Genomic DNA, 22791 nt, shown 5'->3' on the forward strand with positions numbered 1-22791 from the left:
ACTCAGCGGCTCTTCTCGAGCCGGTTCATCGTGTCCTCGTACTCGCTGACGAGGTCGGCCATCACCTCGGCCACCGGACGCACCGAATTCATGCGTCCGACGATCTGTCCTACCGGCATCGCGACGACGTCCGGATCCATGGAGGCATTGATCCGCTGGTGCGCCTGGCTGACGAGCAGGTTCTGCAGCGGCATCGGCAGGGGGGACGGCGCGCCGGGCTGATCCCAGGCGTCCGTCCACTTGGTCTTGAGGAGCCGAGCGGGCTTGCCGGAGTAGATCTTCCGGCGCACGGTGTCGCTCGAGGTTGCCCCGAGCATCGCCTCCTGGAACGCGGAGATTCCGTCGCGACGGATGCCGAGATCGTATTCGGACGTCGTGAGCCAGTAGGAGCCCATCCACACGCCCTCGGCGCCGAGCGCCAACGCTGCCGCGATCTGACGCCCGCTGCCGATCCCGCCGGCTCCGAGGACAGCCGCGCGGCCGTCCAGAGCGTCCACGATCTCCGGAATCAACACCATCGACGCGATCTCACCCGTGTGGCCACCGGCCTCGTACCCCTGGGCGATCACGATGTCGATGCCCTTGTCCGCGTGCCGCGTCGCGTGCTCCGGCTTGCCGGCGAGCGCTGCAACCGGGACTCCGTGATCGTGCGCCGCATCGACGACGTCGGCCGGGGGCGATCCCAGGGCGTTCGCGATCAGCTTGATGGGATGCCGAAACGCGACCTCCGCGTGCGACTTCGCCACCGAGTGCAGCCAGCCGAGAACACCGCCCGCCTCCGCCGGATCGTTCGACAGCGGTGGCACACCGAGCTCGCTCAGGGTGCGGTCCACAAAAGCACGGTGTTCGGCGGGAATCAGCGCATCGAGGTCGACGGCCGTGCCCTCCTGCGGCACGGTGGCGGGCATGACGATGTCCACGCCGTAGGGCTTGCCGTCGGTGTTGGCGTCCATCCAGTCGAGGGTGCGGTCGAGTTCCTCGGGATCGTTGAAGCGGACGCAGCCCAGGACTCCCATGCCCCCCGCCCGCGTGATGGCCGCAGCAACCTTCTCCGACGGCGTGAAACCGACGATGGGGTACTCGATGCCCAGCCGGCGTGCAAGATCGGTGTTCACAGCCATGATCAGCCTTTCGATGCCATGGTGGCCGACGCGAGATGCGCTCGTGCCGGGGTGGACTCGGTGACCTCGTGCGCCCAGCGGTAATCGGGCTTGCCCGAGGGTGATCGCTCGATGCGGTCGACCACCCACATGCTCCGGGGCACCTTGTAGCCGGCGATGTGGCCTCTGGCCTCGGCCACGAGCTCCTCGAAGTCCACCTCGACGCCCGGTCGAGGTTGCACCACGGCGACCACGCGTTGCCCGTACCGCTCGTCGGCCACTCCGACCACGAGGCAGTCCATGACACCGGGGTGCGCCTTGAGTGCGCCCTCGACCTCTTCCGGGAATACCTTCTCGCCGCCGGTGTTGATGGAGACGGATCCGCGGCCGAGCATCGTCACGGTGCCGTCGCTCTCGACGCGCGCGTAGTCACCGGGGATCGCGTACCGGACACCGTCGTACTCCCGAAACGACGCCTTCGTCTTCGCCTCGTCCTTGTAGTACCCGAGTGGAATGTGTCCGCGCCGAGCGAGAAGACCGATCTTCTCCGAACCGGGTTCGATCGGTTTGCCGTCTTCGTCGATGACCGAGTTGGCATCGTCGATGCGTACGCGAGGGCCGCCGTTGTCGACGGATCCCTTGGTGACGATGCCCATTCCGGCGAAACCGGTCTCGGACGACCCGATCGAATCGGTGAACATCGTGTTGGGGAACCGTTCGAGGTATTGCTCCTTGACCGACGGCGAGAACAGGGCCGCACTGCTGGCCACCGCGTAGAGCACCGACGTGTCGTACTTGCTGTCGTGGTGGTCGATCATCGGCCGGGCCATGGCGTCACCGACGAGCAGCACCACGTTCACCTTGTGCTCGGAGATGATCTCCCAGATGCGTACCGGGTCGAACTCCGCTGCCATGACGACCTTCCCGCAGGTGAACAGCGACTGCATCGACGCCCAGAACGTCGCGCCGTGGATCATCGGCGGAATCGGGAACCGGGTCAGGGCGGGGCTGCCCGCGCCGACACGGGCGAGCTCGTACTCGTCCGGAACCCGCTCCCCCGTCATGAAGTTGATGCCGCCGCCGAGCACGCGCCAGACGTCTTCCTGCCGCCACACCACGCCCTTGGGCATTCCCGTGGTACCGCCGGTGTAGACCATGAAATGGTCGTCGTTGCTGCGCGGCCCGAAATCGCGTTCCGGTGAGCCCTGCGCGGACGCGTCGTCATACGTGAACGCACCGAAGGAGTCGGTCTCGAGGTCGGTGCCGTCCTCGATGACGATCGCCGTGGTCAACTTGGGGCAGTCGACCATGCTCTGCTCGACGAGCCGGGCGTAGCGACGTTCGAAGAACACCGCCACCGAATCGGAGTTGTCGAAGAGGTACGCGAGTTCCTTGCCGACGTATCGGTAGTTCACGTTGACCGAGACGGCGCGAATCTTGTAGATCGCCAGTACGGCTTCGATGGACTCGATGTTGTTGCGGCTGTACAACGCAACCTTGTCGCCGGGTCCGACACCACGCGAAGCGAGGAAATGCGCCAGTCGGTTGGCGCGTTCCTCGAGCTGCGCGAAGGTGATCTCGCGACCGGTGTCCGCCGACACCACCGCGGTGCGTTCGGGTACCAGGTCCACGGTGTGTTCGATCAGGTCTGCGATTGTGAAGGCCATGATACTAAACTAGAACGTGTTCTCTTTTCTGTAAAGACCCGATTACGGCCTATCGGCCGGCGTTCATCAGGCCGTCCAGAGTCGGCGGCGAACCGGGAGCCGCGTTGTTCATCGGCTCCACCGCATACGTCCGTCCGTCCGGCCCCACGTACGTGCCCGACGGCGGCTCGTACGTCGTCGCGCCGACTCGCGGCTGCGGGGCCGGTGTCAACGAATTCGGATCTCCCACAGGCGGATTGGTCCCGAGGGGAACGTATCCCTCCTCGCTGCGGCAGATCTCCGGCGTAGGAGCTCGCCGCCCCGGAACCTCCATGCACGGGAAGTTTCGGACGCCACGAGTGAGAGTGTCCGTGTCCTGTGGGATCTTGCAGTACAGATCGGGCGGCGTGTCCAGCACTTCCAACTCGTTCGGACTACGGCGCTGATCGGCCGGTAGGTAGCCGGTGGTACAGGCAGGCGGCGCGTTGAACTGGAGGAGGAAGTCCACGTTCGCCGCACCGACGTCCTTGCCGCCGCCGACGACCGTGGTCTGAGCCGCCTCGAGTGGTGGCAACAACACCAGAAGTTGTTCCACGCCAGGGTTGTAGGTCAACAGCACGTCACTGACCGAGGAGAGATTCGCCAGCAGCAACGGCAGGGTCGGTCGCACCTGCTGGAACAGGTTGGTCGCCACCGCCGCTGCGCGAGGAGCTCGGTCCAGTACCGAGCGGATCGTCGGGTCGATGTCGTTCAATCTGGCGGTGAGGCCGTTCACGTCGGCGGCCCATTCTCGAATGGAGTCGCCCGTGCGGGCCTGCGTCTGCAGGACGGTTCCACCGTCTCGCAACAGATCGCGCGTCTGCGATTCGTTCTCCACCGCGCTGTCGACAAGGTCGGCGGTGGAATCGAGAATCGTGCGCATGTCCTCACCGCGCCCGCCGAAGGCTTGGGCGGACTCGTCGAGCAGACTGCTGAGCTTCTCACGTGGAACCGACGCCAGCAGCGCGTCCGCATCGTCGAGCAGCGGGCCCACCGGCACCGGCTGATTCGCGGCCTCGATCCGCACCACGTCGCCGTCCTTCAGGACGTCGGACGTATCGGAGTCGGCGGCCGGGACGAAGTCGACGTACTGCTCACCGACCGCCGACACACTGCGGACGTAGACCGTCGAATCCTTCGGAATGTCTGCGCCACTGTCGATCCGCAGCGTGGCGTGTACCGAGTCCGACGTCAGGTCCACGTCCCGGATACGACCGACCGTGGACCCGCGAACGGTCACGTTGCCACCCACGTAGATACCTGCGGCGGTGTCCATCTCGGCAACGACGTCGATGGTGCCGATCCCGAACATGGCCGGGAGCCGAACGATCCCGACGCCCATGATGGTCAACGAGATCACGGTGAGAATCGCGAAGAGGGTCAGCTGCACTCGAACGAACGGCGTCAAGGTCATGGGGTCGGTCCTGCCGGTGGCGGGGGCGGCGGGGGCAGAAGGGATCCGACCGCATCGGATATTCCTCGACCGATGGCGTCGCTCAGCTGTCCGAGCGGATCGATCAGCGGATCCGTGTTCACCGGCATCGGCACCGGCGGCGCACCGATCATCGCTTCCGGACCCACGGCCGCGGGACCCAACGGCGTGCCGGCGAGGAACCCGCTCTCGAGCCGGTCGACGGTGAGATCGAGGACCAGGAAGAGGTTGGTGTAGTCACCGCGAACGCCCTTGGGGATAGCCGACTGCGGTATGGGGAACGTTGCGAGGGTGTCCACGGCGTCCGGCAGGTTCTGGCCCGAATCGGCCAGATACTTCAGCGTGGTGCGCAACGCGGTCAGGTTGTCGATGAGGCTCTGACGCGAGGCGTCGCTGAAAGACTCTGCTGCCGAACCGAATCGAGCCGTCGCAGCCAGCGCCGCGGTGATCTCGGCCCGATCGTCGGCGAGCACGGTCAGGGCGGGCGCGATGCGATCGAGAGCGTTCTGCAGCGTCTGCTCCTCGCCCGCGAAGGTTGCCGACAGTCGATCCAGACCGTCGATCGTCCCGACGATGCGTGCACGTTGCGCATCGAGGGTGCCGACCAGGGTGTCGAGACCGGCGATCAGCGATCGCGCCTGCGCCGAGGTGCCGTCGAGTGCGTTCGACAGTTCCCGGGTGACGGTGTCGAGCTGATCGATGCCGCCGCCGTTCAACACGACCGACAGCGAGGACAGGGTCTGTTCCGTCGTGGGGTAGATCGCGGCGCGCTCGAGAGGGATCACGTCGCCGTCGGACAGTCTGCCGGTGGACGGCGTACCCGAATCCGGAGGCGCGAGTGCGATGTGTTGAGAGCCGAGGACGCTCGTCTGTCCGATCTTCGCGGTGGCGTCCGCCGGCAGAACCACGTCACCGTCGATTCGCACCGTCACCTTTGCGTGCCACCCGTCCAGTTCGATCTTGTCGATGGTGCCGACCGTGACGTCGTCGACCTGCACCGGAGAGTTCGGGGTGATCGTGCCGACGTTCGGCATCATGATGGTGACGGCGTACGAGCCGGCGTCGCGGCCTTCGGTGCCGGGCAGCGGGAGATCGACCAATCCCCCTCCGCCGCAAGCCCCGAGCAGCAACATGGCTGCGCTACCCATGGCGATGGAACCGGCCACCCGAGCGCGAGCGCCGATCACGGTGCACCCGGCATCAGGAGTTCGGCCAGACCGCCCGGCGGAGGAGGTGACGTCCGTGCCGTCCCCACCGGCATCTTTCCGTCGTCCGCGCGGGCCCCGCCGGGAGCCAGATCCGGTTCGCTGTAGAACAGCTGGTTCTCGTCCGCTCGCACCCCGGTGAATCCCGCGGTCGAGATCGGCGGGTAGTTCACCGCGAGATTGGACAGCACCGGGCCGAGGTACTGGGCACACAGATTCGCTCCCTGATCGGACGTCGCATTGGCCAGGCCGGTGATCGCACCGCACGCGAAGTCGATGGGGTTGGCGAAGTTCTGCAGAGCGAGCGAGCCCGCGAACGTTCCCTGCAGCGGCGAATAGATGTTGTAGTAGTTCGACAACGCCGTCGGCGCCGTGTGCAGAATTCTCTCGATCTCGTTCCGACGGTCGGTGAGCACCGTCGTGACGTCACCCAGAGTCGAGACCTGCTTGCTCAGCGCGTCCGTGTTCTCCGCGACGAAACGACGCACCTCCTCGAGCGCCGTGTCGAGGTCGGCGAGCGACGAGCCCAGCACCTCACCGCTGTCGTTCAGCGTGGAGGACACCGATGCGAGTCGGGTCTGGAAATCCTCGATCTGCTGCGAACTCTGCGCGAGAGTCGAGGTGAAGGTCTGCAGGTTTCGCACCGTCTCGAAGATGTCGCCACGATTCGCCGCGAGAGTGCGGGTGGACGCGGCGAGCGCGGTGATGGTGTCGCCGAGCTCGCGCCCCTTGCCGTCGAGCGTGTCACCCGCCGAGTCGATGAACTGCTCGAAGGCGCCGCGGGCTCCGTCGGCCGCAGGCCCGAGCGATTCGGTCAGCCGCTCCAACTGAGTCTTGAGGTCGTCCCATTCGAGCGGTACCGCCGTGCGGTCGAGCGGGATGTGGCTGCCGTGCGCCAGAGTCGGCTCACCGTCCTTCGCGGACGGAGTCAACTGGATGAACCGCGACGACACCAGCGAGGTCGCGACGATCACGGCTTTCGCGTCGGCCGACACGTCGACCGATCTGGCGACCTTCAGTTCGACATCGCTTCCGTCGCTGCCCTGGGTGATCGATGCGACCCGGCCGATGGCGACGCCGGCGACCCGCACCTCGTCGCCCTCGTACAGACCGGTCGTGGACGCGAACGTCGCGGTCAACGTGTAGTACCGGATGTACGGGATCGCGTACGTCCACACGGCGGCCACGGCGATGCATACGACGAGTACGGCCACCGCCACCGTGACACGAAAGCGGGTGATCATGGCGTACCGCCGTTCGGGACGATCTCGGGAATGGGCAGCGGCGGTTGAGGCAGTCCGAAGCCGGCGTTCAGCAAGGGCTGAAGATATTGCCCCGGAACCAGATTGGCCACGTACGCGTAGTAGAAGGGACCACTGGCCACCACGTCGGCAAGTTCTCCGGCGTAGATGCTCAGACCCGTCAGCGATGCGTCGATGTTGCTCTTCTTCTGCTGCAGGAGATCGGTGACACGGTTGAGGCGATCGAGGGCGGGAGCCAGCGTCGCCTCGTTGTCGGCCACCAGACCGGTGAGTTGCTGTGACAGACCCCCGACCTGCTCGATCAGAGCGGCGATCTGGGTTCTGCGGCCGTCGAGTTCTCCCAGCAGTGCGGCACCCTGCACGAACAGCGAGTCGATGCGATCGCTGCGCTTCGCGAGAATTGCCGTGACTTCCTTCGCGCGCTGCAGCAGGCGCGTCAGGTCGTCGTCGCGCGAGTCGATCGTGGTCGACAGTCGGGTGAGTCCGTCGAGGACTCCGGAGAGTTGTGGGTCGACCTGCTTCACCACGTCCGAGACCGCGTTCAGCGACTGCCCTACCCGGTCCGTGTCGATCCCCTGGGTCGCCGCCGTCAGGCCTTCGAGGGCATCGGTGAGCGAGTACGGAGATTCGGTGCGCTCCAAAGGAATTGTCTCACCGGCGCGAAGGCGGTCGTTGCCGTACGAGGACAGGACCACCGCGCGTCGGCCCAGCAGCGAGTCCGTGGCGATCTCGGCGGTGGTCGCATCGCCGAGTCGAACGTTCGAGTCGACGGCGAAGGTGACGTCGGCATTGCCGTCGACCAAGTCGATAGACGTCACCGAGCCGACGTTCACACCGGCCACGACCACCCGATCACCCACGATCAGACCACCGGCCTCCGCGAACACCGCATCGTGACGCGGATCGATGTCGAGATAGGGCAGCCGAGCGAGGTCCAGCCCCACCAGGACTGCACACACGCACAACGAGACTCCGATGACACCCATCCGCAGCGCACTGCTCGCCGCGATCTCCGCAGCACTTCTCATGGCGAACACCGCCCGCCGTACTGCCCGATCAGCTTGGCCAACACGGGTTTTCCGTCGAGACCGGTGAACTTGATGGAGATCTCGCACAGGTAGAACTGGAAGAAGCTGCCGTACACACCCGTTCGCGCCATCTTGCGGTAGTTCTCCGGCATGTCGTTCAGTTGCCGCTCCAACGTGGGGCGAGCGATGTCGAGTTGCTCCGCGAGGCGGTTCAGCTCGGAGACCGTCCCCGCGGCGGACGGGCGCACTCCGGTGAGGAGGTTCGTCAACTCCGCGGTGGCGGAGTCGAGTGTGCCGACGGACGCGCCGAGCGACTGCCTGTCCGCGGACAGACCGTCCACCAATCGGGTCAGCTCGTCGACCGTGCCCTGGAAGCGATCTCCGCGGTCGGCGACGGTCCCGAGAACCTTCTCGAGATTGTCGATCACCCGACCGATGACCTCGTCGCGGTCCGCGAGGGTTCCGGTGAGCGCGCCGGTGCTGGCGAAGAGACTTTCGACCGTGCCGCCCTGTCCCTGCAGAATCTCGAGCAGTGACGAGGCGATGACGTTGACACGGTCGGGTTGAATGGAACGCAGCAGCGGCTCGAACCCTCCGATCAGCGCGTCGAGATCGAGGGCGGGCGTCGTGCGATCGAGCGGAATGGTGGACCCGGGTGCGAGCGTGGCTGCCGACCCCGGCGCATCGAGCAGTTCGAGGTATCGATCGCCGGTGAGGTTCTGGTAACGGACGGTCGCGCGGGTGCTCTGGAGTAGCAGCGCCGAGCGGTCGACGTCGAAACCCACTGTCGCGGAGGTGGAACCGTCGTCCACCTTCACGCTTTTCACTTTCCCCACCGGCACCCCGGCGATGCGTACCGCTGATCCCGGGATCAGGCCCGACGCATCGGTGAACTCCGCGTTGTACGTCGTGGTCGATCCGAACGAGAACTGACCGAGCACGGTGGCCACCGCAGCGGAAATCATCACCATGACGACGGTGAACACGGTGAACTTGACGGCGGTGGAACGGCCGCGCCTCATTGGCCACCACCCGCCGGTATCACGCCGTAGAGGATGTCGAGCAGCGAGTTCGTGTTCACCTGCGGGGTGCGCTGGAGAGGATTGAACGGGTTGGCGTTGACGTCGGTGACGTAGTACGGCGCATGGTCCTCGAGATTCGGGTTGTCCAGACCGACACACTGGGGTCCACCGGTGGCCGCAACGCGCGGAAGGTTGTTCGCGGCGGTGTACGTCGATGTTCCCGGCAGCAGACCCGCTTGCAGTTTGATACCCGGCTGGCCGACGTAGGACGGTGCGCCCTCCTTGCCACTGAACGCGAATCCGTTGAACAGGCAGGGGAATTCGGGCGAATACTCGGCCAGGATCGCCGTCGTGGGCTCGAGTGTCCTCAATGTCTTGCTCAACGTGGGCGAGTTCTCCTCGAAGAGTGCGCCGCCCTCGTCGCCGAGACCGTGCAGTTTTGCGAGCGTCTCAGCGAGAGGCACCTTCTGATCGACGACGGTGTCGGCGACCCGTGTGGTGCTCGCGAGCAGCTGCACGAGATCCGGTGCCGCGTCGGCGTAGATGTTCGATGCCTTGTCGGCGCCGTCGAGTGCGGTCACCAGGTCACCCTGACTGGCGTTGATGTCGCGCACGTAGCGGTCCGCGGCCACGAGCGTCTCGCCCAGTCGGTCACCGCGCCCCCGCAGGGCTGTGGAGAAGGACGCGAGCACCTCTTTCAGCTTCTGCGGCTGCACCGATTGCAGGACCGAGGTCAGGTTCTCGAAGACGGTGTTCAGCTCGACGGTGACGTTGGTCGACTGCACGCGGGCGCCGGCGCGGATCGCGGTGGAGTCGGGCACCTGAGGGGGTACGAACGAGACGAACTTGGCGCCGAACACCGTCGTCGAGTCGATTCGAACCGGCGAGTTGGCGGGGATCTCCCGTGCGCGATCCTTGTCCAGCGCGAGGTACAGCTGCGCCCCGGACGGATCCTGCTCGATCCGCGTGACACGCCCCACGACGACGCCGCGCATCCGGACGTCGGCGTCCTCGTCGAGGACCAGTCCGACGCGGTCGGTGGAGACGACCACCTCGAACGTGCTGGTCGTGCCGCCCGTGTAGAGGAAAATTGCACCGGCGAAGACGAGGACCGTTCCGATCAGAACTGCGAGAGCCGCGAGCGTGCGAGACATGGGTCGGACCTCACCCCGCCAGATTGAAGTTGCCGGACCGGCCGTACACGGCCAGTGAGGTGAGCAGCGTGATCGTCACGACGACGATCAAGGACGTGCGCACGGCGTTGCCGACCGCGCGGCCCACACCGGCCGGGCCACCCGCGGCGTTGTACCCGTAATAGGTGTGGATCAGCATCACGGCGACAGCCATCGCCACGGCCTGAACGAAGGACCACAGAACGTCGGTGGGACTGAGGAACGTGGAGAAGTAGTGGTCGTACGTGCCCGCGGATTGCCCGTACAGCACGACGGTCGCGAACCGGCTCGCGTAGAACGAGGCGAGCAGCGCGAGCGAGTAGAGCGGAACGATCGCGAGCATTCCGGCGACCAGACGGGTGGACACCAGATAGGTCATGGATTCGATGGCCATGACCTCGAGTGCATCGACCTCCTCGGACACCCGCATGGCGCCGAGTTGCGCGGTCGCGCCGGCTCCGATGGTGGCGGCGAGTCCGATGCCGGAGATGACGGGGGCGGCGATACGCACGTTGATGAACGCGGCGAAGAAGCCGGTGAGAGCCTCGATTCCGACGTTGCCGAGCGAGTTGTATCCCTGCACCGCAATCGTTCCGCCGGTGAACAGCGTCAGGAAGCCGACGATGATCACCGAGCCACCGATGACCGCCAAAGCTCCGGTGCCCATGCTGATCTCGGCGATGAGTCGCAGGGTCTCCTTGCGGTAGCCCAACAGCGCGCGCGGCACCAGCCACACGGCGCGGGCGTCGAAGATGGCCTGATCACCGATCGAGTCGATCGCGCGCCGGGCGTTTCTGCCGGCGCGGACGGTCCGAGGAAAGCGCGCGGTGATGATCGCCACGTCAGTTGCCCGTCACTTGGATACCGATGGCGGTGATGATGACGTTGACCACGAACAGTGCCATGAACGAGTAGACGACCGTCTCGTTGACGGCTTCGCCGACCGCCTTCGCCCCGCCCTTGACGGACAGTCCGCGATGACATGCGACAAGGCCCGCGATGATGCCGAAACAGCCGGCTTTGATGATGGCCGTCACGAACTCTCCCACGCCGGTGAGCAGCGTGATGCCCGAGACGAACGCGCCCGGGTTCACGCCCTGCAGGAACACCGAGAAGATGTAACCGCCCAGAATTCCGATGGTGCACACCAGACCGTTGAGCATGATCGCCACGACGGCGGACGCCAGCACGCGCGGCACGGCGAGGCGCTCGACGGGGTCGATTCCCAGCACGCGCATCGCGTCGATTTCCTCGCGGATGGTGCGCGAGCCGAGGTCCGCACAAATGGCGGTGGCACCCGCACCGGCGACGATGAGCACCGTCACGATGGGTCCGACCTGTGTCACGGCGCCCAGCGCGGCTCCGGCCCCAGAGAGATCCGCCGCACCGATCTCGCGGAGAAGAATGTTGAGCGTGAAGCTCACCAACACGGTGAACGGAATGGCGACGAGGACGGCGGGCAGCGTCGAGACACGGGCCACGAACCACGCCTGATCGATGAACTCGCGCACGTTCAGCGGTCGGGTCACTGCGATCCGGAGAACATCACCCGCCAGTGCGAAGAATCCCCCAGTGCTACGCAGTGGTGTCACCAGTAGCGACTTCATCGGCATGAACAGACTTCCGTTTCGGCTGTCCCGCGGAACAGTCACGTCGAAGGGGTGTGGTCCGCGCCACACTATCGAGAACATGTTTTCGATGTCAATATGCGCTTCAACTGCATCATCGCGTGATTTTCTAGCACGTGTTCCAGTATGGTTGGAATGCACGGTTCGGAGACTTCCCCCTGTCTGCGACTGCCGTACGCGACTGTAACGCGTGTCATATCTTCGGTGGTACCGAACGCAGTCGATCCTCAGCTTCAGCACTCTCCACTTCAGACGGGAGCACCTCGTTATGGACGACGTCGTGTCCACACCCCAGCCTCGTGCGCAGCAATCCGGCATCCGCGAGATCGACTCAGGGACTCCGCTCTCCCGGTATGCGCGCGGATGGCACTGCCTCGGCTTGGCCGACCGCTTCCACGACGGCAAGCCGCACGCCGTCTCCGCGTTCGGAACGAAGCTCGTCGTCTTCGAGATCGACGGCCGGTTGCAGGTCCTCGACGCGTACTGCCGGCACATGGGAGGCGATCTGTCCCGCGGCGAGATCAAGGGCGACTCCATCGCATGCCCGTTCCACGACTGGCGATGGAACGGTGCCGGAAAGTGCACCGAGATCCCTTACGCCAAGCGGGTTCCGCGTCGCGCTCGAACCCGGTCGTGGATATGCGAGGAGCGCAACAAGCAGCTGTTCGTGTGGCACGACCCGGAAGGCATCGCGCCGACGGACGACGTGGCCATCCCGGTGATCGAGGAGGCCCTGTCCGACGAGTGGAGCGACTGGCGCTGGAGTGAAATCCTCATCGAGAACTCGACGCCACGCGAAGTGATCGACAACGTCGTCGACATGGCGCACTTCTTCTACGTCCACTTCGCGTTCCCCACGCGCTTCCGCAACGTCTTCGACGGGCATCTCGCGACGCAGTACCTGACCTCGAAAGGCCGAGCCGACGTGACGTCCGCCGGGAACTACTCCGGGGACAACACGACTCTGGATTCCGTTGCGACATACCACGGTCCGTCCTACATGATCAACACGCTGCATTCCGACATCGGCGGCTTCGCCATCGAGGCGATCCTGGTGAACTGCCACTACCCGGTATCGCCCGATTCGTTCCATCTCCAGGTCGGTGTCATCGTCAAGAAGATTCCGGGGCTCGAACCCGCGCATCAGGACAAGATCGCAGCGAAGATCGCGGACAGCTTCTCCACCGGGTTCTTCCAGGACGTCGAGGTATGGAAGACCAAGACGAAGATGGACAACCCGCTCCTGTGCGAGGAGGACGGTCCCGTCTACCAGCTGCGTCGTTGGTACGAACAGTTCTACGTGGACCGGGCCGACGTGACGGACGAGATGGTGAATCGCTTCGAATTCGAGGTCGACGTCTCCACGGCACTGGAGAACTGGGAACGCGAGGTGGCGGCCAACGTGGCGGCCGCGGCGGCAGCAAGCACGTGAACGACGACCGGTACGTCTACCTCGAGGAGGGATTTCGCGAGGTGCGGTGCCGCCGTTGCGCCACCGCCGTATCGGTGCGCAAGAGCACGGACGTGCAGACGTCCGTGCAGTGGAGCGGCTCCGCAGCCGAGGACTGCCCCGAGATCAGAGCCGAGGTGGCGCGCGGGCGACACCCCGGCCTGGTCGACGGGTGCGCGGAGATCCGCGCCACCGTGGCCGATGCGGTCGCGAACGGACGGATCGTGGTCACCGGACCGCTGTGACATCCGGACCGCAGTGACATCCGGACCGCAGTGACATCCGGACCACAGTGACATCCGGACCGCAGTGACATCCGGACCGCAGTGACCGTCAGCTCAGGGTCAGAGCAGCTTTCGGGCACGCCGCGACGGCACGCTTGACGCGATCTTCTTCCTCGGGGCTGTCCACCGACGCCGCGACCACCAGTTCGTCGTCGTCGTTCAGCGAGAAGGTGTCGGGCGCGAACTGCTCGCACACCCCGTTCGCCTCGCACAGATCCCAGTTCACCGTGATGTTCATCGAGAACCCACCTTCCGTCCGTCGTTGTCGCCATGACCGCTCGGTAGCGGATGACCAAGTGTCGCACCGGTTCTGCGACCCGAGAATATGCAGTCGGCGATCGAGAGGCCACTGACGTAGGACTCGGAGCAAATTCCCACCGCGCTGCGTCCCACCGCGTACAGACCGGGGATGCTCGCACCGCTCTCGTCCAGCACCGAGCCGTCCCGTTCGGACACCGACAGCCCGCCCAAAGTGATGACGGGACAGGGATATCCGGGCCGCACTCGTATCGAACAGTCGATCGCGTGCATCCGGCCCGGCCGCAGGGCAACGACGTAATCGGGGCTCTTGCCGAACGCGTCCGGGCGTCCGGCCGCGGCGTCGGCGCTGTACGTGTCGACCGCCGACTCGAGGACGTCGGGATCCATGCCGCACGACCGCGCGAGGTTGCGTACATCGTCGGCCGACCGCGCACCCACGGTCAGCATGTACACCGCCTGCAGCGCCTGGAACCACAAGCATTGTCCGAAAATCTGCGTTGCCGCCCGCCGCCTGATCGCCTCGTCGACGATCAGGTACGCCGTCGAATCCGGCTGTTCGGCGATGACGGATCCGATGGTTGCTCCGTACAGCGACTCGTTGCACAGTCTGCGCCCGGTCGCGTCGACCAGGATCCCGCCGACGAGGGCGAGCGGCGGATTGTAGAAGCGCCACGCGGACATTCGATTCATCCGGGCGACCGCTCCGCCGACCGACCGCCCCAAGGCGATGCCCGATCCGTCGTCCGCCATCGTGCCCAACGGCGATCCGCGACGGAAGGCCGGCGCAAGCTCGGTGACCGCCTTGCGGTCGAACGCGAATCCGCCGGCGGCGACGACCACGCCGCGGCGTGCGCCGTATCGCCTCGTGGTCGAGTGCGCCCGTTCGATTCCCTTGACCAGTATCTCGATCTTGCGGCCGAACGGTCGGTAGTAGAGGTTCCACTTTCGTGCGAACCCGGCGAGCCGGCGGTGAATCAACCGCCACGGCACGATCGAATCCTGTACCGCTCGGCACTCGAGGCCGATGACGCGACCGGAGTCGTCACGCACCAGCGCGGTCGCGACGGTGCTGCTGCGGAACTCGACCGGGCGCCGTGCGACAGCACTGCGCAAGCCGGCGAACAACGTCTTTCCCGATACGCCACGGCCTTTGCTCCGATGTCCGCGTGCGGCGGGGGGATGCTCGGACCGGTACGCGGGCACCGTCTCGTTGCCGGAGTAGTAGAGGAAGGTGTCGTTCGTGGGATACGACGTCTTGCGTGGATCGAACGATGCCTCGAAGGGAACACCCTCGGCGCGAAGCCATTCGAACTGTTCGACGCTGCCGTTGCAGAACGCCTCGAGAGTGTCCGGCGAGACGGCGTCGCCGACTTCGCGGCGCAGGTAGTCGAGCATCGCTTCGGGCGAATCCGCAACCCCCGCCGCACGCTGGATCGACGTTCCGCCGCCGGCGTAGACGACACCACCGCTGATCTCCGTGGCACCTCCCCCGCCGAACCGGTCCACGAGGAGCACCGCGGCGCCGCGGTCGCTCGCCTCGATGGCGGCACACGCTCCTGCGGCGCCGAACCCGACGACGACGACGTCGAATTCCTGGTCCCACGTCGGATCGACCATCTGTTGCTCCCTCCCGGGTCGGTTACGGAGGAGACATCCGATCGCTGGACCGCACCACCGCAAAAATGTAACGTGTTCTATATATGATTGCACGGATCTCCCCGCGCACGACCGGAACAGACGAAGGGACCAGCCGCCGATGACCGGGCTGAATTTCCACACGCTTCAGATCGCGGATGTCATCGCGGAAACGCCCGACGCCACATCCTTCGTGTTCTCCCTGACCGAACCGCAGCGGGCCCGGTTCGACTACCGGCCGGGTCAGTTCCTGACCCTGCGCATTCCCAGCGACCGAGGTCAGGTCGCACGCTGCTACTCGCTGTCGAGTTCCCCGCACACCGACACCGATCTCAAGATCACCGTCAAGAGAACTGCCGACGGGTATGGATCGAACTGGTTGTGCGACAACATCACCGACGGCGCGTCGATCGACGTGCTCGAACCGTCGGGCACGTTCACCCCTGCGTCGCTCGACGCCGACTTCGTGTTGTTCGCCGGTGGGTCCGGCATCACGCCGGTGATGTCGATCGTGAAGTCCGTCCTGGCGGCCGGTCAGGGGACCGTCACGCTCGTCTACGCCAACCGCGACGAGAAGTCTGTGGTCTTCGCCGAGGAGCTGGCCGCCATGGTCGCCGCCGACCCCGGCCGTATCACCGTTCTGCACTGGCTGGAATCCGTGCAGGGGCTGCCGACGCCGGACGCTCTCGACGCCCTGCTCGCCGGACGAAAAGTGGACACGGTCTTCGTGTGCGGTCCGAAACCGTTCATGAAGGTGGTGCGTGACACGCAGTGCTGGCGGTCGCTGCCGCGCGACGCGACCCGCATCGAACGATTCGCATCCCTCGGCGGCGACCCCTTCGAGGACGCGGTGGAATTCTCCTCGTCCGAGCCGGGTGATGCGGCACCGCAATCCGACGCAGCTACCACGCACGACGATGCTGTTGCACAGAACGATTCGACGGAACAGAGCGGCTCGACGACCGAGCTCACGGTCACGCTCGACGGCGAGACCCAGTCCCTCACCTGGCCACGCGAGAGCACCCTCTTGGCCTTCCTTCAGTCGAAGGGCATTTCCGCGCCCTTCTCGTGCACCGAAGGAATTTGTTCCGCATGCGAGTGCCGCGTCGTGGACGGCAAGGTGGAGATGGCAAACAATCAGGTCCTGGAGGAGGACGATCTCGCCGAGGGCTACGCGCTGGCGTGCCAGGCCCGACCGCTCACCGACGCGGTCACGGTCACCTACGACAACGAGTGAGTCGAGCGCGCCGACGGCTCACGCGGTAGTCCGAGAAGCTGTTCTCCCACCACGTTTCGAAGAATTTGGGTGCTGCCGCCGGCGATGCTGAGACAGCGCGTGAGCAGGTAGTCGTACATCTGCACGGACGATTCCCGCGTGGCTCCGATGCCGGCGGGTCCCAGCAGGTCCAGTCCGATGTCCGCCGTGTCCTGACGATGCTCGACACCCAGGAGTTTCTGCACGCTGGACTCCGCGCCCGGCCCATGACCGTGCACGCGGCGAAGCTGACTGCGACGCCCGAGCAGTGAGACGGACGTCCCCACGGCGACGGCTCTGCCCACACGCTCCGCCGTGACGGCGTCGCCGCGCTGCTCCGATGCGGCCCAGTCCTCGACGACGCGGCCGGCGTCGGCACCCATGGCGCGCGAATTGCCCATGGACACACGCTCGTTGGCCAACGTCGTGCGGGTCAGCGCCCACCCTCCGTCGACGTCACCCACGACGCACTCGTCGGGGACGATCACGTCGTCGAGGAACACCTCGTTGAACAAGGCATCACCGGTCATCTCCCGCAACGGCCGAACGGTGATTCCCGACGACGCCATGTCGACGAGGAAATAGGTGATACCGCGGCTCCCGGGACCACCCGTGCGAGCCAGGCACATGGCCCACTGCGCCGTGTGCGCGTTCGACGTCCACACCTTCTGCCCGTTCAGCGACCAGCCGCCGTCGACCCGCGTGGCGGTGGTGCGCAGCGACGCAAGGTCCGAACCGGCCTCGGGCTCGCTGAAGAGTTGGCACCACTCCATCTCCCCGCGCAGTGTCGGGGGTACGAAGCGCTCCCGCTGCCCATCGTCGCCGTGCACGATGATCGTGGGAAGTGCCCACGCAGCGATTCCCAGCTCAGGTCGATCGATTCCCGCGTCCACGAGCGCCTCGTCGATCGCCAACGCCGTCGCGGCATCGGCGCCCAGGCCGAAGGGCTCGGGCCACGCCGGCATCATCAGGCCCGCGTTGGTCAGCGCCGCGCGGCGATCCGACGGCGCGGCCTCCAGAACGTCGGCGATACCGCGGCGCGCACGGTCCAGAACCGCCTCGTCCACACCGACGTGGACGTCGGACGCGGTGCGCTCCACCGTGTCTGCTCCGCGGACGGCGAGATCCGCACAGAGCCGGGGCCAGGTCGACCCGTCGCCGTAGGGGGCAACGAGACCGAACATCTGCCGCAGCGCCGTTGCGCGCCGTAGGTAGCGGTGGGCGTCGTGCTCCCACGTGAAGCCGATACCGCCGAGCACCTGGATGCAGTCCTTGGCGGTCCGGATTGCGTTGTCGAAGACCAGCGCGGCGGCAGCGGCGACGGCAGCGCCGGCACCCTCGGAGTCACCCTCGGACGCCCGCGCGGCGTCCCAGGCCAGGGCAGCGGATTGCTCACGGAGACAGAGCATCTGAGCGCACAGGTGTTTGATCGCCTGGAACGACCCCACCGGTCGGCCGAACTGGATGCGCGTCGCGGCATAGCCGGCCGCGGTGGCGGTGCACCAGTCGGCGATACCGGCAGCCTCCGCCACCGCCATGGTCGTGGCGATGTTCCAGGGCACCCGAGGATCGACGTCCACCGCCCGATCCGCGGAGAGCCGCGCGTCGACGTGCACGGAACCGATCCTGCGGGTCGCGTCGTGCGATGCGACCGCCGTGACGACGGGTCCGTCGTCGCCGAGGTCCAGCACATACCAACGCGCAGTAGACGATCCATCCAGCAGAACGGGGAGCAGGACGGCGTGCGCTCCGGGCGCTCCGAGAACCGCCGGCACATCTGCGTCGACGTGTACCGTGCCGTCCGCCTGCGCGGTGCCGGTGACACCGGTGAGCGCGAGGGCGCACACCAGGTCGCCCGTCGTGATTCGTCGAGCCGCTTCGAGCAGCCCGTCCGAGAGTTCGCGGGCGCGAGCGAGAACCGCGCCGGCGATCACCGTCGGCAGCAGGGGTCCGGGTATCAGGGCCGACGCGCATCGTTCGATTGCCGTCGCCGCGTCGACCAGCGACCCACCGTCACCGCCCAGCTGATCCGGGACCGCGATGGAGAACAGACCCATCCCCGCCGCGCCCTTCCACATCTCGACGTGCGCCGTGTCCGGATTCGACTCGGCGGCTCGTCTCGACTCCGCGGCTTCCGTGGACACCGATCGCGTCCATGCCGTCACGGCATCGGCGAGATCGACCTGTTCGGTGGTCAGACCCAATGGCATGATTCTCCTGTCGTCAGCGCACCGAAAGGGGCTGCGAGACGGTGTGATCGGCGAGTGTGTGAAGTGCTGGGTTCTGGAATTACTGGGTTTTCGAATCAGACGGGCTCGAGGCCGGAGACTGCCCACGTACCGTCCACCCGAGTGAGGTCGACCGTGACACGAGATCCGGTGGTGGTGGGATCGGGCGTCTGAGCGCTCGTCGTCACCTGGTTCAGGAACAGAAGCACCGTCGCGGCGTCACCGTCGAGCGAGACGACGGAACCTCCGGCGACCGTGACCTCGGTATCGATGGACTTCTCCTTCGCCGACGGTGCCACCGCCTGCGCCACCAGCGTTTGGTACTCGTTGCGGAAGTCGCCGGTCAGACCGTCCGCCGCGGCGGCGAGCTGATCGTCGACGGTGTCGTGCTTGTAGGACAACATGGCCACGGCCTGATCCGACGCCACGCGCACCACGTCGCCGCGGCTGCTCTCGTCGGCGTCGAGACGCTGGTGCTGGAGCACCTGAAAGGTGAGGGCACCGGCGACGGCCAGCAGCAACAGAACGGCAGCGATGGTCACCAGCAGGGAACGACGCGGCTTCACGGCGATACGGGGGCTCACGGTACGAACTCCACTTTGTCGGCGGTGATTGCTCCGTCGACCTCGCACACCGTGATGCGGAAGCGGAAGCTGCGGGGCGCGGGTGTGGCCTCGTCCTTGTTGGACACTTCCGCGTCGGCGGCGACGAGGGCGGTGGCACAGTCGCCGTCGGTGGATTCGATGCCGGCGGAGACGACGGTGCCCGTCGAATTGACCCCGGCCTGACCCACCACGTCCACGAAGTCCGACTGCCGGTCCTGAAATTGGGCGAGGAAGTCGCCGGAAGCGCCGGCGAGGAGTCGATCCACGTCCGCGCGCGCGGTGTCGGCCTGCAGGGTGGTCATGTTGAGTGCGGTCTGGCGAGCACCGGCCAACAGTCGATCACGCAGTGCCGCAGCCTGTTCGGTCCGATGATCGATCACGAAGAGCCAGGCGGCTGCCCCGCCGACGACCAGCACGATCAGCACGTACACGGTCCACAGAACACCGCGACGAGTCGGCTTCCGACGACGCTTCGTCGGCGATTCCCCAGCGCTTTCGGATTTCCCAGCGCTCTCGGATTTCCCAGCGCTCTCGGATTCCCCAGCGTTCTCGGATTCTTCGTCCGTGGTCTCGTCGGCGTCAGGTGCCTCGACAACGAGATCCTCGGCAACGGTGTCTTCGGACGCCGAGTCTCCGGCCGATTCGGGCGCTCCGGCAGGCCGGGTCGCCCGTCGTCTCGTGCGCGCAGTCGCGGTGTCCATCACATCAATTCGTCGCCGGTGGGTAGGAGGACAGTCTTCAGTTCGGTGAACGCTTCGATCGAGCTCCGGCCGCCCTCACGACCGAGGCCCGAGGTCTTGAAGCCGCCGAACGGGGTGTTCGGCTCGACCTGGTACCCGTTGATCCCGATGTGCCCGGCACGAATGCCGCGGCTTATACGGAATGCGCGTTTGACGTCCGTGGTGAAGACAGTAGCTCCGAGACCGTACTCGGTAGCGTTCGCCAGCTCGAGTGCGTCCTGCTCGGTGTCGAACGGGATGACGGCGAGAACGGGGCCGAACACCTCTTCGCGGGCCAGTTCGGAGTTGTTGTCGACGTCGGCGAACACCGTCGGGCCGACGAAGTGCCCGTTCGCCAGATCACCCTGCAGGCGCTCTCCTCCGCAGACCAGGCGGGCACCGTCGTTCGCGGCGCGGTCGATCAGACCGGTGACCCGCTCGAGCTGACGTTCGTTGATCAAGGGAGCCGCCAGCGTGCCGGGCTCGAACGGGTCCCCGTAGCTGACCATGCCGGCGAACATCTGGGCGGAGGCGATGAACTGGTCGTACACGTCGCGCTGGACCAGTGCGCGCGTCTGGGCGACACAGGCCTGTCCGTTCAGGCCGACCGTGACGGTGCCCATGGTCGTCATGGCGGCGAGCCCCACGTCCGGGGCGTCCGAGAAGACGACGGCGGGCGACTTTCCGCCGAGTTCGAGGGAGACGCGCGTGAAGTGTTTTGCGGACGCTTCCACGATGCGCTGACCCACTCGCCGGCTGCCGGTGAAGGTGATCTTGTCGACGTCGGGATCGGTGATCAGCGCTTCGCCCGCGACCTCGCCGCGGCCGGTGACGACGTTGAGCACGCCTTCGGGTAGCCCTGCCTCCTGCAGCAGCTCGACCATGCGCAGAACCGCGAAGCTCGCGTACTCGGACGGCTTGAGCACCACCGTGCATCCGGTGGCGAGGGCGGGCGCGACCTTCTGCGCGTACAGCAGGAACGGTGCGTTCCACGGCAGGATGGCGGCCACGACTCCCACCGGCTCGCGGAACGTCATGGCCACGTGATCGCCGCCCTGGTATGCGGGCAGGGTCTCGCCGCCCAGCTTGTCGATCCAGCCGGCGTGGTGATCGAACGCGTCGGCAGCGACGTCGACCGAGCCCGCGTAGATCCCGCCGAAGCTGAGCGGTACTCCGTTGTCGAGGGCGAGGAGTTCGCGCAGGTTCTGAGCGTTGGCGCGCAGCAGTTCCGCGTAGCGATGCAGCAGCTTCCCACGCTCGCCCGCCTTCATCCGCGCCCAGCGGCCGTCGTCGAACGTCGCGCGTGCCGTGGCGACCGCCTGACGGACGTCGGATGCGTCCGCGTCGACGAACGAACCGATGGTCTCCCCCGTCGCGGGATGACGATGCGTCCACATTCCGCCCGAGGCGGATTCGTGCCATTTACCGCCCGTGAACAGGGCACCGTCGGTCAATCCTGCAGATTCGATTCGGGGAAGGAGTGTCAGAGTCATGGTTGTTCGAACGCGCCTCTCGACTGCAGGTGGACACGGCGTCGGAGTACGAATTCGACCGCCTGTGGTGACGCCGCTCACTGTAGAACCTGTTACTGTTTTGGGCAAGCACGCCGGCTCCGGAGGGAATTCGATGCACATCGCCTACACCCCAGAACAGAACCGTCTGCGCGGTGAACTGCGGCGGTATTTCGAGCAACTTCTGACACCCGAGCGACGCGAGGCACTGTCCTCTCAGACGGGTGAATACGGCACCGGAACCGTCTACCGGGACGTCGTCCGTGACATGGGCAAGGACGGCTGGCTGGCCCTCGGATGGCCCGAGAAGTACGGCGGCCGTGGACGACCCATGATGGATCAGCTGATCTTCGCCGACGAGGCGGCCGTGGCCGGCGCACCCGTCCCGTTCCTGACGCTGAACTCGGTCGCACCGACGATCATGCATCACGGAACCGAGGAGCAGCGGGAGTTCTTCCTGCCGCGCATCGCCGCCGGCGAGCTGCACTTCGCGATCGGCTACTCCGAGCCGGAGGCCGGCACGGACCTGGCGGCCCTGCGCACGACGGCGCGGATAGACGGAGACGACTTCGTCGTGAACGGCGCCAAGATGTGGACCAGCCTCATCGCCTACGCCGACTACATCTGGCTGGCGTGTCGCACCGACCCCGAGGCGAAGAAGCACCGAGGAATCTCGATGCTCGCGGTCCCGGCAGACACCGAGGGCGTCTCGTGGACCCCGGTCCACACCATGGCCGGGCCGGACACCAGCGCCACCTACTACAACGATGTACGTGTACCGCGCACGGCGCTGGTGGGCGAGCTGCACGGCGGCTGGGCGCTGATCACCGATCAGCTCAACGACGAACGGGTCGCGCTCACTCCGGCGGCCCCGGTGCAGCAGGCATACCGCGACGTTCTCCAGTGGGCCAAGGAGACTCGCCGCCCGGACGGGCGACGGGTCGCGGATTCGGAATGGGTCCAGATCGCCCTGGCCCGCGTCCACGCCAAGATCTCGTTTCTCGAAACCAAGAACTGGGAGCTGGCGTCGGCACCGGGACGCGTGCGCCCCGGTGAGGCGTCGGCATCGAAGGTGTTCGGGACGGAGCTGGCGATCGAGGCCTACCGATTGCTGATGGAGATTCTCGGGCCCACCTCGACGGTTCGGCAGGATTCCGCCGGCGCCCACCTGCGCGGCTCGATCGAGCGCCGTCACCGCGCCGCGCTGATTCTGACGTTCGGCGGCGGCACCAACGAAGTGCAGCGCGACATCATCGCTCGCGCCGAGCTGCGCCTGCCGGCGGCGCCGCGATGACCTACCGGAAGAGGG

At 66.2% G+C, this 22791-nt stretch carries 20 protein-coding genes; 4 read left to right on the forward strand and 16 right to left on the reverse strand.

Annotation, left to right across the window (positions count from 1 at the left end; genetic code table 11):
• Positions 1-2: 2 nt before the first annotated feature.
• From AC59JP_RS09455 to AC59JP_RS09500, 10 genes are read right to left on the reverse strand one after another with little or no spacing between them, the layout of a single operon-like run.
• Positions 3-1115 carry an NAD(P)H-dependent flavin oxidoreductase gene (locus AC59JP_RS09455; RefSeq protein WP_497325743.1) on the reverse strand — a complete coding sequence of 371 codons (1113 nt, stop codon included), beginning with the start codon at positions 1113-1115 and terminating at the stop codon, positions 3-5.
• An 8-nt stretch (positions 1116-1123) separates the two neighbouring features.
• Complete coding sequence (locus AC59JP_RS09460) at positions 1124-2767, reverse strand: acyl-CoA synthetase (protein ID WP_497325500.1); 1644 nt, start codon at positions 2765-2767, stop codon at positions 1124-1126.
• A gap of 49 nt (positions 2768-2816) precedes the next feature.
• Positions 2817-4199 (reverse strand): MCE family protein, encoded by a 1383-nt coding sequence (locus AC59JP_RS09465; protein ID WP_497325501.1) that lies wholly within the window; start codon positions 4197-4199, stop codon positions 2817-2819.
• Positions 4196-5404, reverse strand: a complete 1209-nt coding sequence (locus tag AC59JP_RS09470; RefSeq protein WP_497325502.1) for an MCE family protein — start codon at positions 5402-5404, stop codon at positions 4196-4198. The genes AC59JP_RS09465 and AC59JP_RS09470 overlap by 4 nt, the downstream gene beginning before the upstream one ends.
• Positions 5401-6666, reverse strand: coding sequence for an MCE family protein (locus AC59JP_RS09475; RefSeq protein WP_497325503.1), 1266 nt, complete (start codon positions 6664-6666; stop codon positions 5401-5403). The genes AC59JP_RS09470 and AC59JP_RS09475 overlap by 4 nt, the downstream gene beginning before the upstream one ends.
• Positions 6663-7712, reverse strand: a complete 1050-nt coding sequence (locus AC59JP_RS09480) for an MCE family protein (protein WP_497325504.1) — start codon at positions 7710-7712, stop codon at positions 6663-6665. The genes AC59JP_RS09475 and AC59JP_RS09480 overlap by 4 nt, the downstream gene beginning before the upstream one ends.
• Positions 7709-8734 carry an MCE family protein gene (locus AC59JP_RS09485; RefSeq protein ID WP_497325505.1) on the reverse strand — a complete coding sequence of 342 codons (1026 nt, stop codon included), beginning with the start codon at positions 8732-8734 and terminating at the stop codon, positions 7709-7711. Before AC59JP_RS09485 ends, AC59JP_RS09480 begins: the two co-directional genes overlap by 4 nt.
• Complete coding sequence (locus tag AC59JP_RS09490; RefSeq protein WP_497325506.1) at positions 8731-9888, reverse strand: MCE family protein; 1158 nt, start codon at positions 9886-9888, stop codon at positions 8731-8733. The genes AC59JP_RS09485 and AC59JP_RS09490 overlap by 4 nt, the downstream gene beginning before the upstream one ends.
• 10 nt (positions 9889-9898) lie before the next feature.
• Positions 9899-10741: an MlaE family ABC transporter permease gene (locus AC59JP_RS09495; RefSeq protein WP_497325744.1), complete on the reverse strand. Its 843-nt coding sequence runs from the start codon at positions 10739-10741 to the stop codon at positions 9899-9901.
• Between the two features lie 7 nt (positions 10742-10748).
• Positions 10749-11513 (reverse strand): MlaE family ABC transporter permease, encoded by a 765-nt coding sequence (locus AC59JP_RS09500; RefSeq protein ID WP_497325745.1) that lies wholly within the window; start codon positions 11511-11513, stop codon positions 10749-10751.
• A gap of 301 nt (positions 11514-11814) precedes the next feature.
• On the opposite strand from AC59JP_RS09500, the gene AC59JP_RS09505 reads away from it, so the two are divergent.
• Both AC59JP_RS09505 and AC59JP_RS09510 read left to right on the forward strand, forming a co-directional pair.
• Positions 11815-12966, forward strand: coding sequence for a 3-ketosteroid-9-alpha-monooxygenase, oxygenase component (locus AC59JP_RS09505; protein WP_497325507.1), 1152 nt, complete (start codon positions 11815-11817; stop codon positions 12964-12966).
• Entirely contained in the window at positions 12963-13229 is a 267-nt protein-coding gene (locus tag AC59JP_RS09510) for a hypothetical protein (protein WP_497325508.1), read from the forward strand. The genes AC59JP_RS09505 and AC59JP_RS09510 overlap by 4 nt, the downstream gene beginning before the upstream one ends.
• A gap of 88 nt (positions 13230-13317) precedes the next feature.
• On the opposite strand, the gene AC59JP_RS09515 is transcribed toward AC59JP_RS09510, so the two are convergent.
• The gene (locus AC59JP_RS09515) at positions 13318-13506 is read right to left on the reverse strand and encodes a ferredoxin (RefSeq protein WP_497325509.1); all 189 of its coding nucleotides are present in this window, start codon (positions 13504-13506) and stop codon (positions 13318-13320) included.
• Positions 13503-15146, reverse strand: coding sequence for an FAD-binding protein (locus tag AC59JP_RS09520; RefSeq protein ID WP_497325510.1), 1644 nt, complete (start codon positions 15144-15146; stop codon positions 13503-13505). Before AC59JP_RS09520 ends, AC59JP_RS09515 begins: the two co-directional genes overlap by 4 nt.
• Before the next feature lie 139 nt (positions 15147-15285).
• Between AC59JP_RS09520 and AC59JP_RS09525 the strand changes: the two genes are divergently transcribed.
• A complete protein-coding gene (locus AC59JP_RS09525; RefSeq protein ID WP_497325511.1) occupies positions 15286-16401 on the forward strand; it encodes a 2Fe-2S iron-sulfur cluster-binding protein in 1116 nt (371 codons plus the stop codon).
• Here AC59JP_RS09525 and AC59JP_RS09530 read toward each other — a convergent pair.
• The 4 genes from AC59JP_RS09530 to AC59JP_RS09545 all read right to left on the reverse strand — a co-directional run bounded on the left by AC59JP_RS09530 (position 16386) and on the right by AC59JP_RS09545 (position 21464).
• The gene (locus AC59JP_RS09530; protein WP_497325512.1) at positions 16386-18629 is read right to left on the reverse strand and encodes an acyl-CoA dehydrogenase family protein; all 2244 of its coding nucleotides are present in this window, start codon (positions 18627-18629) and stop codon (positions 16386-16388) included. The two genes, AC59JP_RS09525 and AC59JP_RS09530, sit on opposite strands and share 16 nt — an antisense overlap.
• Positions 18630-18724: 95 nt before the next feature.
• A complete protein-coding gene (locus AC59JP_RS09535; RefSeq protein ID WP_497325513.1) occupies positions 18725-19231 on the reverse strand; it encodes an Rv1363c family protein in 507 nt (168 codons plus the stop codon).
• Positions 19228-19953: an Rv1363c family protein gene (locus AC59JP_RS09540; RefSeq protein WP_497325514.1), complete on the reverse strand. Its 726-nt coding sequence runs from the start codon at positions 19951-19953 to the stop codon at positions 19228-19230. Before AC59JP_RS09540 ends, AC59JP_RS09535 begins: the two co-directional genes overlap by 4 nt.
• Complete coding sequence (locus tag AC59JP_RS09545) at positions 19953-21464, reverse strand: aldehyde dehydrogenase family protein (protein WP_497325515.1); 1512 nt, start codon at positions 21462-21464, stop codon at positions 19953-19955. The genes AC59JP_RS09540 and AC59JP_RS09545 overlap by 1 nt, the downstream gene beginning before the upstream one ends.
• Positions 21465-21597: 133 nt before the next feature.
• Between AC59JP_RS09545 and AC59JP_RS09550 the strand changes: the two genes are divergently transcribed.
• Positions 21598-22776 (forward strand): acyl-CoA dehydrogenase family protein, encoded by a 1179-nt coding sequence (locus tag AC59JP_RS09550; protein ID WP_497325516.1) that lies wholly within the window; start codon positions 21598-21600, stop codon positions 22774-22776.
• Positions 22777-22791: the final 15 nt, after the last annotated feature.

This window comes from Rhodococcus sp. 320_ES (genome assembly GCF_059691855.1).